The organism is Mesorhizobium sp. WSM4311 (assembly GCF_002295115.1).
In the GTDB taxonomy this organism is placed as follows: Bacteria; Pseudomonadota; Alphaproteobacteria; order Rhizobiales; family Rhizobiaceae; genus Mesorhizobium.
In genome coordinates, this window is the sequence record NZ_NSFV01000010.1 from 1 (window position 1) to 16,383 (window position 16,383).

The 16,383-nt window shown below is 63.8% G+C and carries 14 protein-coding genes; 8 read left to right on the forward strand and 6 right to left on the reverse strand.

Going from position 1 to position 16,383, the window contains the following annotated elements:
* Positions 1 to 54: 54 nt before the first annotated feature.
* Positions 55 to 1,197: a helix-turn-helix domain-containing protein gene (locus CK226_RS24325; protein WP_095775974.1), complete on the reverse strand. Its 1,143-nt coding sequence runs from the start codon at positions 1,195 to 1,197 to the stop codon at positions 55 to 57.
* A 232-nt stretch (positions 1,198 to 1,429) separates the two neighbouring features.
* Between CK226_RS24325 and CK226_RS24330 the strand changes: the two genes are divergently transcribed.
* Complete coding sequence (locus tag CK226_RS24330; protein WP_095793289.1) at positions 1,430 to 1,732, forward strand: hypothetical protein; 303 nt, start codon at positions 1,430 to 1,432, stop codon at positions 1,730 to 1,732.
* 115 nt (positions 1,733 to 1,847) lie between these two features.
* A complete protein-coding gene (locus tag CK226_RS24335; RefSeq protein WP_095775973.1) occupies positions 1,848 to 2,099 on the forward strand; it encodes a hypothetical protein in 252 nt (83 codons plus the stop codon).
* 565 nt (positions 2,100 to 2,664) lie between these two features.
* Here CK226_RS24335 and CK226_RS24340 read toward each other — a convergent pair.
* A complete protein-coding gene (locus tag CK226_RS24340) occupies positions 2,665 to 3,786 on the reverse strand; it encodes an FAD-binding oxidoreductase (RefSeq protein WP_095790432.1) in 1,122 nt (373 codons plus the stop codon).
* 236 nt (positions 3,787 to 4,022) lie between these two features.
* Between CK226_RS24340 and CK226_RS24345 the strand changes: the two genes are divergently transcribed.
* From CK226_RS24345 to CK226_RS24365, 5 genes are all read left to right on the forward strand, one after another.
* Positions 4,023 to 4,922 carry a LysR family transcriptional regulator gene (locus CK226_RS24345; protein WP_095793290.1) on the forward strand — a complete coding sequence of 300 codons (900 nt, stop codon included), beginning with the start codon at positions 4,023 to 4,025 and terminating at the stop codon, positions 4,920 to 4,922.
* An 89-nt stretch (positions 4,923 to 5,011) separates the two neighbouring features.
* Positions 5,012 to 7,090, forward strand: coding sequence for a hydantoinase/oxoprolinase family protein (locus tag CK226_RS24350; RefSeq protein ID WP_095793291.1), 2,079 nt, complete (start codon positions 5,012 to 5,014; stop codon positions 7,088 to 7,090).
* Positions 7,091 to 7,094: 4 nt separating this feature from the next.
* The gene (locus CK226_RS24355) at positions 7,095 to 9,080 is read left to right on the forward strand and encodes a hydantoinase B/oxoprolinase family protein (protein ID WP_095793292.1); all 1,986 of its coding nucleotides are present in this window, start codon (positions 7,095 to 7,097) and stop codon (positions 9,078 to 9,080) included.
* Positions 9,077 to 9,379 carry a (2Fe-2S)-binding protein gene (locus tag CK226_RS24360; RefSeq protein WP_095793293.1) on the forward strand — a complete coding sequence of 101 codons (303 nt, stop codon included), beginning with the start codon at positions 9,077 to 9,079 and terminating at the stop codon, positions 9,377 to 9,379. Before CK226_RS24355 ends, CK226_RS24360 begins: the two co-directional genes overlap by 4 nt.
* Positions 9,376 to 10,743, forward strand: a complete 1,368-nt coding sequence (locus CK226_RS24365; protein ID WP_095793294.1) for an FAD/NAD(P)-binding oxidoreductase — start codon at positions 9,376 to 9,378, stop codon at positions 10,741 to 10,743. Before CK226_RS24360 ends, CK226_RS24365 begins: the two co-directional genes overlap by 4 nt.
* Positions 10,744 to 10,781: 38 nt before the next feature.
* Here the strand turns inward: CK226_RS24365 and CK226_RS24370 are convergent, their stop codons facing one another.
* The gene (locus CK226_RS24370) at positions 10,782 to 12,107 is read right to left on the reverse strand and encodes an FAD-binding oxidoreductase (RefSeq protein ID WP_095793295.1); all 1,326 of its coding nucleotides are present in this window, start codon (positions 12,105 to 12,107) and stop codon (positions 10,782 to 10,784) included.
* A 223-nt stretch (positions 12,108 to 12,330) separates the two neighbouring features.
* Here CK226_RS24370 and CK226_RS24375 point away from each other — a divergent pair, with 223 nt between their 5' ends.
* Positions 12,331 to 12,807: an Lrp/AsnC family transcriptional regulator gene (locus tag CK226_RS24375; RefSeq protein ID WP_038644676.1), complete on the forward strand. Its 477-nt coding sequence runs from the start codon at positions 12,331 to 12,333 to the stop codon at positions 12,805 to 12,807.
* A gap of 76 nt (positions 12,808 to 12,883) precedes the next feature.
* On the opposite strand, the gene CK226_RS24380 is transcribed toward CK226_RS24375, so the two are convergent.
* The 3 genes from CK226_RS24380 to CK226_RS24390 are packed head-to-tail and all read right to left on the reverse strand — an operon-like array spanning position 12,884 to position 16,334.
* A complete protein-coding gene (locus CK226_RS24380) occupies positions 12,884 to 14,539 on the reverse strand; it encodes an ABC transporter ATP-binding protein (protein ID WP_095790425.1) in 1,656 nt (551 codons plus the stop codon).
* The gene (locus CK226_RS24385) at positions 14,536 to 15,387 is read right to left on the reverse strand and encodes an ABC transporter permease (protein ID WP_095775964.1); all 852 of its coding nucleotides are present in this window, start codon (positions 15,385 to 15,387) and stop codon (positions 14,536 to 14,538) included. Before CK226_RS24385 ends, CK226_RS24380 begins: the two co-directional genes overlap by 4 nt.
* Positions 15,384 to 16,334 carry an ABC transporter permease gene (locus CK226_RS24390; RefSeq protein WP_095775982.1) on the reverse strand — a complete coding sequence of 317 codons (951 nt, stop codon included), beginning with the start codon at positions 16,332 to 16,334 and terminating at the stop codon, positions 15,384 to 15,386. Before CK226_RS24390 ends, CK226_RS24385 begins: the two co-directional genes overlap by 4 nt.
* Between the last annotated feature and the right edge of the window lie 49 nt (positions 16,335 to 16,383).

Here is a 16,383-nt window from a genome sequence, read left to right on the forward strand (position 1 = left end):
AGATGTGTATAAGAGACAGAGCCCGCCCCACCTCAACCATCGCCGATCCTGTACTCAGTGTCCGAGCGCTTTGAGCCAGCCTTCAAAGGAAGAGGCCTTCTCGTGTTCAGCAAGCGAAACAGAGTGGGCGGGGCGCGGCAACACCACAGTACTGCGGCCTTCGCGGGGGCTGTAACCGAATTCCTTGCTGAATGCTCGGCTGAAATTAGCCGCTGAACTGAACCCGAAGGCCTCGGCAATATCAACAATCCGCCGGCTGTCCGCCGGATCGCTAAGCGCAACATGGGCTGCCAGAAGGCGGCGGCTTTGTATGTAATGAAGAACACCACCGCTCGGTTCGAACAATTGATAGAGACGGGAGCGTGATACGCCGAGAGCCCGGCACATTGAATCCGGCGTCAGATGAGCCGCATCCAGATTGTTTTGGACGTATCGACGCGCTCGCTCCATCAGCGCGACACTCGCCAATTGTTCAGCGGCCGCAGCATGTTCCGTCGGAGGCGCGAGGCAGGCAATGATCATGCTGCGCGCTGCGTGTACGATGCGGGGCAGATCTTCAGCCGTCAGACTGCGCAGTCTTGCTTCGACGCTATTGACGTAGTCGACCAAGAGGTCGGCAAAGTTGCCGGACAGAATTGAATTGTTCTTTGCGTCGAGGGTTGACGCCGCATCAGAGAACAAATCACGCGGCAGATAGAGAAAGAGACTTTCCGAGTCCGTTACCCTCCCGCGAAACGGATAGCCAAGCGATCTGATCTCCAATTTGCCCGACAGGTTTTCCGCAACGCGGCGATCCACCTCCGTCCACGACCGGCCAGTACGTGGCAAGACGATATACCAGTGATCGATCGAACTGGATCGGAGCTTCGCGGCGGAACGCATGTAGCTATGTGCCGGCGCGCGCTGTTGAACGATCAGCATGCCGCCGAGATTCCAAGCCGTGTGGTCGGCGGGAAAGCCATCGTCCGGCAATTTGTCATCCGGCAACCTGACCTCGACAAGCGGTGTCATATGCGCTTGCCATGCGGCGAATTGATCCTCTGGCGCCAGTTCGAGCGTTGAAAAGGACAAAGGTTCGAGCGCCGGCCCAAGCGGCGGAGCAGCCTCATTGTGAGGTGGACCTTCGCGCGGCCAACGACGCCGATCAAGGTCCCGCAGCTGCCGCGCAGGGGCCTCGTCTTGCCTTTTAGTGTCCATCGCGTGGTGCCATATCCGAATCGGGTATGCCCATGCCCCCCACAATCATGTGGTGTACGTCAGGCATCTGGCAAGACTGCGGAACCCAAGTCGACAAAAAACGGCGATCACGCTGGATCGCAGCAAGAAATGCATTCCGAGATAAGTTTCTGGATGCGAAGATAACGACACTCTTCGACTCGATGCGTATAGATTCTGGCATGGTGAAATATTAGTCGAGGAGGCTACCGACATGAACGCAAAGCTCAACAGTGAGGCTCGCCGCAAGATAATTCTTGATGGATATGGCAACAACGAGCCGTTGAAAGTTATTGCGGAAAAGATCGGATGCTCACTGGCGAGTTTGAAAGTCACCGCCAGTAAACTCGGCTGCACTCGAACCGCGAAAGAGGCGGCGGATTTTCGGCGAAGATTTCATGTCCCGGAACACAAGCGGCAAGATTACTACCAGCTTATGATTGCTGGTCAGTATAAAGCTCGTGAGTGTGCGCTGATTTTGGGACTCTTAACAGAGGAATCATCAGGCGGCAGATAAACTTATTCCAATACACTGTGGGCGATATTATCACGTAAGGATTCCATCACGTCAGCGGTTTATCAGTAAAAGCCCGCCGCCAAGCACGGGGGCAGGCCCTGAAAGGTTCGCACAGATGCTGCGTCGGCGTTTCAATCACACCTGCCTGAGCCCCCTCGACCTGGCTAATTGCGAGCGCGTGTTCGATCAGGTCTGCGCGGATGAGAATCTCGACCCTTTGGACCCGGACGCAGAAATCTTGGCGGTGATGGTTGTGGCCATTTTTCGAAATGCGCACACCAGCGAGCGCGAACTTCTGGAGGCGGTCAGGTCTCGTCGGCAAAAGGCTCCGGGAACCGAGCACCAGAGCAATTCCAGGAAAGTGTGAAGCGGTTGCCGGGCTTGGGATCATGGTACTAAGCGCGTGGGATGTGGCTGATGATCTGGCAACGGGGAGATTGCAGGCTATTCTCCCGCGTTGGTCATCGCCGCCTGCTGACGTGGTTGCACTGCTTCATGCCCGCCATGGGCGGTCGAATGGATTCCTGCAAGCGCCCAGGGGGGCCCTAAACTCACCTCCGTGGCGTCGGTGATAATGTCCGCTTTCTCGCATGGTCTTCCCCCTGAAGCTGCCAGTCGGATACCCGGCCCCATCTCGGCCGTTTAGTGATAAGGCTGCGGACTGAACCGTCCAATAGAGCTGACTGTGTGCCGCGATACCGTGACAATAAAAAATGGCGACTCTTCCCGCTCTCCGTTCTTCATTACGCATCAAGTGCCCCCGACGGTTCTGCGTTTCCTTTCCAACGGTCCGACTGAGCTGACAGGTTGCAGCGTCTGAAGTAAATGCCGGACTGTCTCGCGGAGGGTTTTGACGTACTAAGGCGTGCAAATCGGTGGGTCGGAAAGGAACGACACCGGAACGTGACGTAGATCGAGCAAAGACGCTCTCGTCAATTCAGGCGGTGGTTGAAGCGATCGATCCTGAGATCATCGAGCGGCGTTTCGCAGCGGTCGGTCACAATGAGTTCGGCCATGGCGTCGCCAACGCCGGGGCCGAGCTGGAAGCCGTGCCCACTGAAGCCAAAGGCGTGGAATAGCCCTGGCGTCGTCGCCGAGCGTCCCATCACCGGCTGCATGTCCCTGACATAGCCTTCGCAGCCGGACCAGGTGCGGATGACCGCGACCTTTGCGATCGCCGGCAGCAGCCGCGCCACTGCCCGCAACTGCGTCGGCAGGCGCATGGGGTCGGCGCTGGCATGACCCGGATCGAGGTCCACCGCCACCCGTTCGGCCGCTCCGCCGAAGACGATGTTGCCCCGTTCGACCTGGCGTAGATAGGCGCCATGGTCTTTGTCGCGCGTCCAGATGCCGACCACCGGCAGGATCCGATGCGGCAGCGGTTCGGTCACGCCCATTTGCGGACCGCGGGCGTCAAGCGGGACTTCTTCGCCGAACCCAGCGGCGATGCGCGCGCCCCAGGCTCCGGCGGTGTTGAGCAGGCACTCGGAGGCGAATGTGCCCTTCGAACTGGTGACAAGGAAACCGGAGCCCGTATAGGTGGTCTTCCCGACCTCGGCTCCCTCGATGATTTGCGCCCCCAGTTTGCGGGCCGCTGCGGCAAAGGCCGGCGCTATCAGCCGTGGATTGCCGCTGCCGTCATGCGCAGAGAATGACGCGGCGATCGCGTCGGCGCCGAGGCCGGGAAAGCGGGCGCTAATCTCGCGTGGGCCGAGTTCTTCCAGGTCGAGGCCCCAGGGCTGCGCGGCTTGGGCATAGGCCCGCATGTCGGCAAGGCTTCCTTCATCGAAGATCAGCCGGACATGACCGGTGGCGCGGAACTCGACGTCGCGGCCAAGCATCTTTTCGGCTTCGCCCCACAGTCGGAGCGAGCGGTGGGCGAGTGGAAGCTGGGACAGATGGCGTCCCGTGCGCCGGATATTGCCGAAGGAGGCGACTGTCGCTCCGGTGCCGACCCGATTGCGCTCGATCAGCGTCACGCGCGCGCCGCGCCGGGCGAGGAAATAGGCCGAAGCCGTCCCCATCAGTCCGCCGCCCAGCACGATCACATCCATGGTTATTCCCTAGAGCATGATCCCGAAAAGTGGGAACCGGCTTTCTCGGACAAACGGTTTCCGTTTGTCCAGAGATCATGCTCCAACAAAGAGCTGGATGATGGCTATTCGACCAAATGTCATCCTCATCCAGCGCGGAGCGGACAATCCCTGAAGGCGCCGATCTTGTCGGCACCGCTTGATTGCGTCAAAGATGCGTTTGGACAACAGCCATAAGCTTAGCCTATGGAGTGGCAATGCGTGCCCGTCAGCTCGAAGTGTTCATCGCCGTCATGCGCGCGGGCACCGTGACCGCCGCGGCGCGGATGCTGAACATCTCCCAGCCCGCGCTCAGCCAGATCCTGCTCCACACCGAGGACGAACTCGGCTTCACGCTGTTCGAGCGGGTGAAGGGCCGGCTGCGGCCGACCCCGGAGGCACTCGAGATCTTCGCCGATGCCGAGAGGCTGTCGGCGGGGCTGGAGGGCTTGCGCCGCAAGACCACCGACCTGCGTTTGGGCCGGACGGGGCTGGTGCGGGTCGCGGCCTCGCCGCCGCCGGCCATGGCTATCTTGCCGCGCGCATTCACCAGCTTCCGGGCGCAGCATCCCGATATTTTGCTGCGTTCCCACAGCGCGCCGATCGCCGCAATCGTCGACATGTTGCGTGCCGGCGATGCCAGCCTCGGCGTGGCCTTGGACGACCGGCTGCCTCCCGATATCGATGCGGAGGTGATCGGCAGCGTCGGCTTCGCCTGCCTGCTGCCCGCCGGGCATGAATTGGCCGGGAAAACCGAGTTGAGCCTCGCCGATCTCGCCGGGGAAGAGTTGATATCCTATCGCGGAAACACCCGCCCCGCCGACGAGTTGGCCCACTCGGCCCGCGCGCAAGGTGTGGCGCTTTCGCCGTCGCTCGAGATCGACGTCTCCATCTCGGCGGTCGGCTTCGTTCAGGCCGGCCTGGGTGTCGCCCTGGTCGACGCGCTGCTGCCCTGGCACCAGTTTGCCGGGCTTGCCGTCAGGCCGCTCGCGAATGGGCCGGAATTTCCGATCGCGCTGCTCACGTCGCGCACACGGGCTCTCTCGCGGGCCGATGAGATGATGCGCGACCAGATCCGCACCGCCTGCTCCGTCGTGCTGGGCGGTGCCAGGGCATAAGCAAGACTTATATCGTTCCTCGTCATACGTCTTGGACCCTGGCAATCGTGTCGTGTCAGCTTTGGTTGGCAGACAGGAAGGGACGCATCATGGATGGTGTCATCACGGCCAACGAGGCGCGGAACGAAACCGACTGGAAGGTCGGCGTCGATATCGGCGGCACATTCATTGATTTCTGCGCGCTGGAAGCCCGCTCCGGTCGCGTCGCCTCGCTGAAAGTGCTGACGACGCCGGAGGATCCGGGCGCCGAGCTGATGACGGGCCTCACGCTTCTGGCCGAACGCGAAGGCTTTGATCCTGCCCGTATGACGCGCTTCGTGCACGGTACGACGGTTGGCATCAATACGATCATCCAGCGCAAGGGCGCACCGCTCGCGCTGTTCACCAATGCCGGCTTCGAGGACGTCATCGAACTGGCGCGGCTGCGCATGCCGGACATGTATTCGCTGTTCTGCGCGCGGCCGGATCCGCTGATCTCGCGCGACATGGTTTTCGGCATCCCGGCCCGCATGCGTGCCGATGGGAGCGAATCCCGGGCGCCGGACATGGCGGCGGTGGAAAGGGCGGTGGCAGTGGCAAAAGCAAACGGGGCGCAAGGCATTGTCGTGTCCTTCCTCCATTCCTGGTGCAATGCCGCCCACGAAGTTTCAGTGAATGCGACGATCGCGCGTCTTGCGCCCGACCTCTTCGTCTTCTCCTCGGCCGAGGTCTGGCCGGTCATCCGCGAATACGAGCGCAGCTCGACCGCCATCCTCAACGGCTATGTCCATCCGCGCGTCTCCGGCTATCTGACGGCGCTGGAACAGCGGTTGAAAAGTCGCGGCGTGCCGGCCCGTCCGATGCTGACGAAGTCGAACGGCGGATTGATGAACGCTGCCGAGGGCAAGCGCGCCTGCGTGAATATGCTTTTGTCGGGAACGGCCTCCGGTGTCATCGGCGCCGCGTGGCTGGCGCGTCAGGCAGGCGAAGACAAGATTCTTACACTCGACATCGGCGGCACCTCGGCCGACTTCGCGCTCATTATCGGCGGCGAGGCGCAGTTCGGCACCGGCGAGCTGATCGGCGAATTTCCTCTCCATATCCCCTCCGTGTCGGTCAGCTCGATCGGTGTCGGCGGCGGCTCGATCGCCAGTGTCGATGCGCAGGGGGTGCTACGGGTTGGACCGGAATCGGCCGGTTCGGCGCCGGGACCGGCCTGCTACGCCCGTGGCGGCGAGAGGCCGACGGTGACGGACGCCATGGTGGTGTGCGGATGGCTCGGTCACAGCGAGATGGCCTATGGCCAGCTCAGAATCGATACCAGCCTGGCGCATCGCGCGGTCGGCGAGCTTGCCACCCGGCTCGGCCGCCCCATCGAGCAGACCGCGCAGGCGATCCTCGATATCGCGGTGTCGGAGATGTTCGTCGAGGTCGAGAAGCTCGCCTCGCGCGCCGGCGTCGACTTGCGCGACTTCACGCTGATGCCTTTCGGCGGCGGCGGGCCGATGCTCGGCGCTTTTCTTGCCCGCGAACTCGGTATGAAGCGCGTGATGGCGCCGCGACGCCCCGGCGTGGTGTCGGCGCTCGGCGGACTGGTGGCGGATTTGCGCGGGGATTTCATTCGCACCATCTTCACCCCGCTCTCGGGCGTGTCGCTCTCCGGAATTCGCGAGGCCTTCGAGGCGCTGGCGCAAGAGGGACGCGACTGGCTTGCGGCGCAGGGGCACGACGCGGCCGCGGACCTCACTTTCTCCTGCGACATGCGCTATGTCGGGCAGAGCTATGAGATCGAGGTTGTCCTGTCGCCGCAATGGTTGGCAGATGGTGATGCGGTCGCCATCGCGCAGGCCTTCCATCTCACCCATCAGCAGCTCTACGACTTCCACGACGTTGATGGCGAGATCGAGCTCGTGAACGTCCGGCTGTCCGCAGTGGGCGCGGGGCCGAAGCTCTCCCTCCCGGAGACCGACGAGATCAACGCTCCGGCAATCCCGGCGCGCCGTCTTCCCGTCTACACGGGCGCGAGCGTCGAGACCGTCGACCTCCACAACCGGCAGACCCTCGTGCCGGGCAGCGCGTTCCACGGGCCTGCCGTGGTCGTTCAGGAAGACACCACCTTCGCCATTCCTGCCGGAGCGCAGGCAAGGGTCGACCGCCATCTCAACCTTCTGCTGACCTTCGCGGAGTAACGCCATGTTTGACCGGACAAACCTACAGGTTCTGGCGAACCATGCCCGCGCGGCCGCCGAGAACATGGCGCACACGCTGCATCGCACCGCGCACTCCGCTTTCGTCAAGGAGACGCAGGATTTCACGGTGATGCTGATGGACCGTTCAGGCGCGACCTTCGCCGTGCCGATGGAGCTTGGTGCCACCTGGTACCCGGGGCTTTCGTATCACCGCGCGATCGCGATGGTCGACGACTACCGGCCGGGAGATGTCGCCTTCACCAACGATCCCTATTCCGGCCACGTCGCCACGCACGCGCCAGACACGCATCTGTGGAAGCCGGTCTTCGTCGACGGCGACATCGTCGCCTGGACCGGTGGCCATATCCACAACACCGACATGGGTGGCGCGGTGCCGGCTTCGCTCAGCCGGGCACTGACTGAAATCTATCAGGAAGGCATCCGCTTTCCGCCCATGAAGCTGGTGAATGAGGGCATCTTTGACGAGTCGATCCTGCGGATCATGAGCACCAATGTGCGCAAGCCCGACCTTAACATCGGCGACATCAAGGCGCTGGTCGGTGCGCTCAACACCGGCGAGCGCAAGATCCAGGCAATGGTGCGAAAGTTCGGCAAGACCGGCTTCATCGAAGGCGTTTCCGCGCTTCTCGACCAGGCGGAAGCGCAGGCGCGCGACGTGCTGCGTTCCATGCCCGACGGCACATGGGAATTCTGCGATTATGCCGACGAGGATTCCGTCGAGGCCAATCCGTGCCGGCTGAAGCTGAGGCTGACGATCAAGGGCGATGTGGCGGTGCTCGACTTCACCGGCTCCGATCCGCAGCTCGGCTCCTCGCTCAACGTGCCTTCGGGCGGCGACCCGCGACACACCATGCTGCTGGTGGGCGTCTACTACGTGCTCTATACGCTCAACCCCAAGATCCTGCTCAACACCGGCCTGACCCGGCCGTTCACCTGCATCACGCCTCAAGGTTCGGTGCTGAACCCGGTCCATCCCGCCGCTGTCGGCATGCGCTCGCTCACTTGCGCCCGACTGCGGTCTGTCATCTTCGGTGCCTTCTCGCAGGTGATGCCCGAGCGCCTGCCCGCGGCGCCGGCCGGCAACAACTGCATCGTCAACGTCATGACTACTGACGAGCGCACCAGCCGTACTGTCATCACGGCGGTGAACCCCGTGGTCGGCGGCGGCGGCGCGATGCCGCATCGCGACGGGACCAACGGATCAGGCGCGGATGCTGCCTATCTCAAGAACACGCCGATCGAGATCACCGAGACGGAGACCCCGGTCGAATTCCTGAAATATGGGCTCGCCAGGGACAGCGGCGGCGCGGGGCGTTGGCGCGGCGGGCTGGCGACAGAGATGGCCTTCCGCGTCTTCGCTCCTGATTCCAGGATCACGGCCCGCAACCGCGACCGCAGCTTCTTCCGTCCCTGGGGCGTGCTGGGCGGCAAGGCGGCCGGCCTGTCGGACATGATCGTCAATCCAGGGACCGAGCACGAGCGGCGGCTGGGCAACATTGATACCACTGTGCTGCAGCCCGGCGATGTGCTTGAGATCCGCTCCGCCGGAGGCGGCGGACGCGGCGATCCACATCAACGCGAACCCTGGCGGGTCGCACAGGATGTGCGGCGCGGCTACGTCTCGACGACAGCTGCCGAGCACGACTATGGCGTCGTCATCCGTGGCGGCGAGATCGACGAGCAGGCAACGGGGCAACTGCGTGCGCGGCAGGAGCCGGCCGCCGGCCACTTCCATTTCGGTCCGGAGCGCGACGGCTACGAAGCGCAGTGGACGCCGGACGCCTATGACCGGCTCACTGCCATATTAATTGGTTTGCCGATCCATTGGCGGTTCTTCACCAAGACGGAGATTTTCCGCCGCATGAAGGGGCGCTGGGGACCGGAGGGCGTCCAGGCGGCCTTCGATGCTGTCTGCAAACGCTTCCCCGAACTGCCGCGTCCGCGCCCCGTGCGAGAGGCCGCGGAATGATCATCGCCGGCCGTATCGTCAGGCTGGCCGAGTTCGACCGGGCAGAGGTGCATTTCTATCTCGACGGGCAGATGTGCAGTGCATTGGCGGGCGACACCGTGCTGACCGCCATGCTGGCTTCAGGCCACGTATTGCGAAAATCCGAGTTCGGGCCCGAGTGGCGCGCCGGGTTCTGCCTGATGGGAGCCTGCCAGGATTGCTGGGTGTGGCAGGACGAGGGACCACGCCTGCGGGCGTGCTCGGCCCTTATCGTGGAAGGCCTGCGGTTACGCACGACGACGCCGGAGAGCTGGCCATGAGCGAGACGACGCCGCCTCGGATCGTGATAGTCGGCGCTGGCCCTGCCGGCATAAGGGCCGCAGCCATGCTGGTCGAGGCCGGGCTCCATCCGGTGGTGATCGACGAGGGGCAGCGCGCGGGCGGGCAGATCTATCGCCGTCCGCCTGCCGGATTCGCCCGCACCGCGAAACAACTCTACGGATCGGAGGCGGCGAAGGCCAGCGCGCTGCATCAGCTCTTCGACCGGCTGGCCGAAGAGAGGCGCCTTACCCATTGCGCGGGAAGCTCGGTCATCGCCGTGCAGAAGGGTAGGCTGCATGTGCTGGGGGAGGGCGGCGTGCAGGTGATCTTCCATGACCGCCTGATCCTTGCCACCGGCGCGTCCGACCGTGTCGCTCCGGTCCCGGGCTGGCAGAACGCCGGCGTCTACAGCCTCGGCGCGGCCCAGATCGCGCTCAAGGCGCAGGGCGTGGCGCTTGGGCGGCGCATCGTCCTAATCGGATCGGGGCCTTTGCTGACGCTGGTCGGCGCCCAGCTCGTCAAGGCTGGAGCCGATGTGGCGGCGGTGCTGGACACTTCTCCCTGGCATCAGCAGATGCGGGGGCTCTGGCAGCTTGCCGCCCGACCGCTCGTCACGCTGCGCGGTCTGGCCCTGCGAGCAAGGCTCGGCGGCCGCTACCATGCGGGCGTGACGCTCGAGCGGATCGAGGCTCACGAAAAAGGTGTCACGGCGATGCGCTGGCGCGACGCCAGCGGCTGGGAGCACTGCACTCCTTGCGACATGATAGGCATGGGCTGGCACCTGCGGGCGGAGACGCATCTGTCCGACCTGGCGGGATGCGCCTTCACCTATGACGAGCAGTGGCGGCAATGGCTGCCGAAGACCGACCAGATGGGGCGCGCTGGCAACGGGACCTATCTCGCGGGCGATGGAGCTCGTCTTCTGGGAGCAGACGCTGCGGAGATCGCGGGGCGTCTGGCGGCAGCGGCGTGCCTTGCCGATCTTGGATTTCCAGCGCCTTCCACCGCGGCCGATCTGCGCGAGCTTGCGCGGTTCGAGCGCTTTGCCCGTGGCCTGGCTTGCGCCTTTCCCTGGCCGGCAGCGATGACACGGGCGCTCCCCGACGATGCGATCGTCTGCCGTTGCGAGAACGTGACCGCCGGAGATGTACGCGAAAGTGTGGATTTCGGCAGCGGCGAAGCGAACAGGGTGAAATCGCTGTCGCGCGTCGGCATGGGGCGATGCCAGGGACGCTATTGTCAGTTGGTCGCCGTCGAACTCATCGCGGCGCAGACCGGCTGCACGCCTGGTGCTGTCGGCCGGTTGCGCGGGCAAGCGCCTGTCCGCCCGGCGCCTGTCGGCGCTTTGCTGCGGGACGGCTGATGCGGTTTCACAGCGATCCGGAGTGCCGGAACTTTGGGTTAGAAGTCGGCAACCTTTCCCCAGACCGAAGTGTCGAAGCGCCTGGGATCATAGGATTGCGGATCGACGATCGGTTGCGACCCTGTCATCAGATCGGCGACGAGGTGCCCGGCGCCGGGCCCGATGCCGAAGCCGTGTCCCGAGAACCCGGCAGCCAGGAAGAAACCCGGAACACTATGGATCTCGCCGATGCCAGGCACGCCATCCGGCGTGCTGTCTATGTAGCCGGCCCAGGCCGCGCTGATCCTGGTCTTTCGAAGTTCGGGCAGAAGTTCGAGTGCCCGGGCATGGGTCAGGCGGATGGTCACCTGGTCCGGAGTCGGATCGAGGATGCGCATCCGCTCCATCGGCGTCGGCTGGTCGAGCCGCCAGCGGCGGAGCGTTTCGTGGCCCGAGCGCACACCCTGCAGGCCGCCGGGCGCGAGGCTTCGCCACCGCTTCAGGAACATGGGCAGGAACTGCGAGGAGAAGCGCAATTGCTGCGGCGTCACGTCCACGCGGCCGCGTCCACTTATGGCAAGCGTGTAGCCGCCGTCGCCGCGTCGTGTCGCCGAAATCCTTGCCGTGTGCAGCGCATCCGGCAGGCCCTCGGCGCCGGGCGAGACCGACAGAATGGAGGAGCGGATCGACGCCTGCGGAAAGCGGAAACCGAACTGCCGACAAAAGGAGGATGCCCAGGCGCCGCCGGCCAGCACCGCCACCCTGGTCCGAATCGTCCCGCTTTCGGTGATCACGCCGCTCAGGCGTCCGCCCTCGGTCTCGATGCCACGCGCGGCACAATTCTGGTGCACGGAGCTTCCGAGCTCGAGGATGGCCCGGGCGACCGCGGGCGCGGCCCGCGACGGATCGGCGGTGCCGTCGGTCGGCGAGAAGACACCGCCCTTCCAGGTCCGGCCAGTGGCGCGACCCCGCTCGCTGGCCTCGGCGCTGTCGAGCATGTGCGTGGTGACGCCGGCCGTCCTGGCGAAGTCACGCCAACGCACCCAGCCGGCCAGTTCCGCCTCGTCATTGCTGAGATAGAGCAGGCCGCAGCGGCGGAAGCCAGTGTCTTGGCCGCTTTCCGTCGCGAAGCTGTCCCACAACTCAAGGCTTCGGGTCGCCATCGGCAGTTCGCGGGCGTCGCGGTTCTGCTGGCGGCACCATCCCCAGTTCCTCGAGGACTGCTCGGCGCCAATGCGGCCCTTTTCGACAAGCGCCACCTTCAGGCCGCGCCGTGCCAGATAATAGGCCGCGAAGATGCCGACGATGCCGCCGCCGATCACCACCGCGTCCGCGGTCCGCGGCGGTTCGCCAGATGTCTCGATTTGCTGCAGTGGTGCGCGCATAGTCTCTCTGCCTTGACGCGCCAATCTACCGTGTTGTGCAGGCAGCCGCTGCCGCAGTTGAAGCTGAAGCAGAATTTTATTCCGGCAGCCCGGTCGAAATCGGGAGCCACTGCGTTTCAAAGCGCTATTCACTCGGATGGACAGGCCAACGGGCTGTGGTAGTGTCAATGCCTACGAGCAGGGCAGCATTTTGTGCTGTGGCATGCGTTCTGCGGAGACGGCCATGAAACTGGATCGGATCGACATCAAAATTCTACACGAATTGCAGAAGAACGGCCGCATCACCAATGTGGAACTGGCTGATCTGGTGCATCTGTCGCCGAGCCCGTGCTTGATGCGGGTGAAGAAATTGCAGTCGGAAGGCTACATCGAAGGCTATTCCGCGCAGGTCAATATCGGCAAGCTCGGCCAGACGCTGACCGTGTTCACCGAAATCACCTTGAAGAACCATCGCCAGGTCGACTTCGCCCGCTTTCTCGCCGTTGTGGAGAAGATTGACCAGGTCATCGAATGCCACCTCGTGTCGGGCGGCTACGACTATTTGATGAAATTCGTGACCGCCGGCATCGCCGAGTACCAGACCATCATGGAACGGCTGACCGACATGGATATCGGCATCGACAAGTATTTCAGCTTCGTGGTGCTGAAGTCCCCGATCGTCAAGGCGCACATGCCGCTGCCCAGCCTGTTTCCGAGGTGAGGCACTGCCGCCTATAGTTTTTGCTTTGATGCCTGTCCTTGCCCCAGAACCGCTGCACACTTCTGGGCGAAATGCATCAGCGGTGACCGTACTGGCTGACCAGCTCGGGGTCGCGGACGAGGCCATCGAGCCATGTCGGATCGAGCTTCGGCACGGAGGAGAATAGAAGCTTCGAATAGGGGTGGATGGGCGCCTTCAGTCTGTCGGGCGTGATCTGCTCCACCCGCTCGCCATTGTACATGACCATGATTTCGTCGCAGATCGCTTCGACGACGGAGAGGTCGTGGCTGATGAAAATGTAGGAAAGACCCAACTCGCGCTGCAGCTCCTTGAGCAGTTCGATCACGGCGGCCGCCACCACCGTGTCGAGCGCCGAGGTGATTTCGTCGCAGATGATGAGCTTGGGCCCGGCCGCCAGAGCGCGCGCGAAGTTCACCCGCTGCTTCTGGCCTCCCGAGAGCTCCGACGGGCGACGGTAGCGCAACGTCCGGGGCAGGCGAACCATGTCGAGCAGTTCGTCGACGCGCTTCGAGCGCGCCTGCCGGTCGAGCTGGTGATAGAAGGCCAGCGGCCGGGAGATGATGTCCTCCACAGGCTTGGCCGGATTGAGCGCGGTATCGGCATACTGGAACACGATCTGCATCTCGCGCAGTTGGTCCTGGCTGCGTTTGCCCGCGGCGCGCTCCAGTTGCCTGCCGTCGAAGACGATGTCGCCGGCCGCCGCCGGATGGATGCCGGCGATGACGCGCGCCAGCGTCGATTTTCCGCAGCCGGATTCGCCGATGACGCCAAGATTGCGCCCCTTCTCGACGACCAGGCTGACGGAATTGACAGCGCGGACAAGCGGCAGTCCGTCGGCCCGCAACGAGCCATAGCCGGCGGTCACATTGTCGATACGCAGCAACGGCTTCGTGCCGGCATCCGCGTCCGCATCTGCTTGCCTCGGTTTCGGTTCGAAGGCAGCCAGCAGTTCGCGCGTGTAGGGGTGCTGTGCAGCCGAAAGGATCTGAGCCGTGGTGCCGGCCTCCTGCATTTCGCCGCCCTTCAGCACAACGATGCGATCGGCGATCTGGGCGACGACCGCAAGGTCGTGGGAAACGTAGACACCCGCTATCCCACCGGCCCGCATGACCGACTTGAATGCCTTCAGCACGTCGATCTGCGTCGTCACGTCGAGTGCCGTCGTCGGCTCGTCGAAGATCATCAGCTTGGGATTGCCGATCAGCGCCATCGCAGCCGACAGCCGCTGCAGCTGCCCGCCTGAAACCTGGTGCGGATAACGGGCGCCGATCCCTTCCGGGTCCGGCAGCGACAACGCCCGGAACAGCTCGACCGCGCGCTTTCGTGCCTGCTCCGGCGGCATCAGCCCGTGGATGCGCGTAACCTCGATCACCTGCTCCATGATGGTGGACGAAGGGTTGAAGGAGGCGGCGGCACTTTGCGGAACATAGGCGATGTCGGTGCCGCGCAATTTGGCGCGCTGCTTTTCGGCAAGCGCGGCCATGTTCTTGCCGTTCACATTGATCTCGCCGCCGGTGATCCGGCAGCCGGGCCGCGCATAGCCCATGAGGGAGAGCGCGATTGTCGTCTTGCCCGAGCCGCTCTCGCCGATCAGGGCGACGATCTCGCCGTCGGCGATGTCGAGGCTGACGCCCTTGATGATTTCGACGACGCGTCCGGCGTCGGTCGTCGCCTCGATCCTCAGGTTCCTGACCTCGACGAGATTGGTCATGCGTCCCTGTCCCTGATCTTCTGCGGCAGATTGTCGATCAGCAGGTTGACGCTGATGGTGAGGCTAGCGATCGCCAGCGAGGGAACGATGACAGCGGGAGCTGCGAAGGGCAGGCCGCCTATGTTCTCGCGCACCAGCGCGCCCCAGTCGGCGAGCGGCGGCTGCAGGCCGAGCCCGAGGAAGGACAGGCCGGACAGCAAGAGCACGATGAAGACGAAGCGCAGGCCGAAGTCGGCCAGCACCGGGCGCATGATATTGGGCAGGATCTCTGACCCGATGAGATAGGCGGTGCTTTCGCCGCGGACGCGAGCGACGGTCATGAAGTCCATGGTGTTGATGTTGACGGCGAGCGCCCGCGCGAAGCGGTAGGCGCCCGGTATGTAGATGACGGCGAGCGTCAGGATCAGCGCCGGGATCGACGAGCCGACCGCGGCAACGACCACAAGGCCGAACAGCTTGCTGGGAATGGAGTTCATGGCGTCGAGGAAGCGGCTGAGGCAGGTGTCGAGCCAGCCGCCGGTGACGGCCGCGATCATTCCCAGCACGACGCCGGAAAAGCAGGCGATACAGACGGAGGCGAGCGATATGCCGACGGTGTAGCGCGCACCCATTAGCACCCGCGAGAGCATGTCTCGCCCCAGATAGTCCGAGCCGAGCCATAAGCCCTGACGCATCGGGCCGAAATAATCGTCGTCGACGATGTCGCCGATCGAATGGGGAATGATGGTGGGCGCGAAGATGGCGATCAGCGTCCACGCCAGGATGACCAGCGAGGCGACGACACCCACGAGGTTGTAGCTGTGGCCCAGCAAGGACCGTTGGGAAGCTGCCACGCGGGCCATCGTCATCTGAGCCTCGGGTTGGACATGATGGCGATGATGTCGGCGATCGTGATGAGCAGAAGGTAGCCGAGGCAGAAGATCATCGCGCAGCTCTGGATCAGCGGCAGGTCGCGGGTCGCGACCGCATCGACCATCAGCTTGGCGATGCCGGGATAGTTGAAGATCGTCTCCACGATGATGACGCCGCCGACCAGATAGGACAGCGACAGCGCAACCGCGTTGACGATCGGCCCGAGCGCATTGGGAAGTGCGTGCTTGAGCACCATGCGGCCGCGTGAGGCGCCTTTGAGCAGCGCCATCTCGACATAAGGCGTGGACAGCGTTTCGATCACCGCGGCGCGGGTCATGCGGATCATCTGAGCCGAGATGACGAAGGTCAGCGTGATCACCGGCATGGCATAGATGCGCACGAGGTCGGTCAGCGTATGCGCCTCATTGACCGAGGACAGTGCCGGCAGCCATTTGAGATAAACGGCGAAAAGCAGGACCGCGAGGGTCGCGACCATGAATTCGGGCACGGAGATGACGCCGATCGCAAGAATGGTGACGGTGCGGTCGTAGAGGGAACCGCGCAACATGGCGGCGGTGATGCCGAGCGTCAGCGCCAGGGGCACCGAGAGCAGCGTGGTGATGCCGGCGAGCTCCATGGTGTTGACGAAGCGCCCGCCGATCAGCGCCGCGACCGGCATCTCGTTGGCATAGGAAGTGCCGAGATCGCCGTGGAGCAGGCCGAGAAGCCAGCGTAGGAAGCGCAGGATTGCCGGATCGTTGAGATGCATGGCCTCGCGCAGGCCGGCGACGGCTTCGGGTGTAGCCGCCTGGCCGAGCAGGATCGACGCTGTGTCGCCAGGCAGCATGCTGGTGGCGAAAAACACGGCGAAAAGGACGATCAGAAGTGTAACGACCGCGATTGCCAGCCGCTTCAGCACGAGGTTTAGAACCCCAGACGTCATGGAAGCGCTCCTGCGGTTGCGTTCGGCCAAGCCATGTTGCGCAATCGGT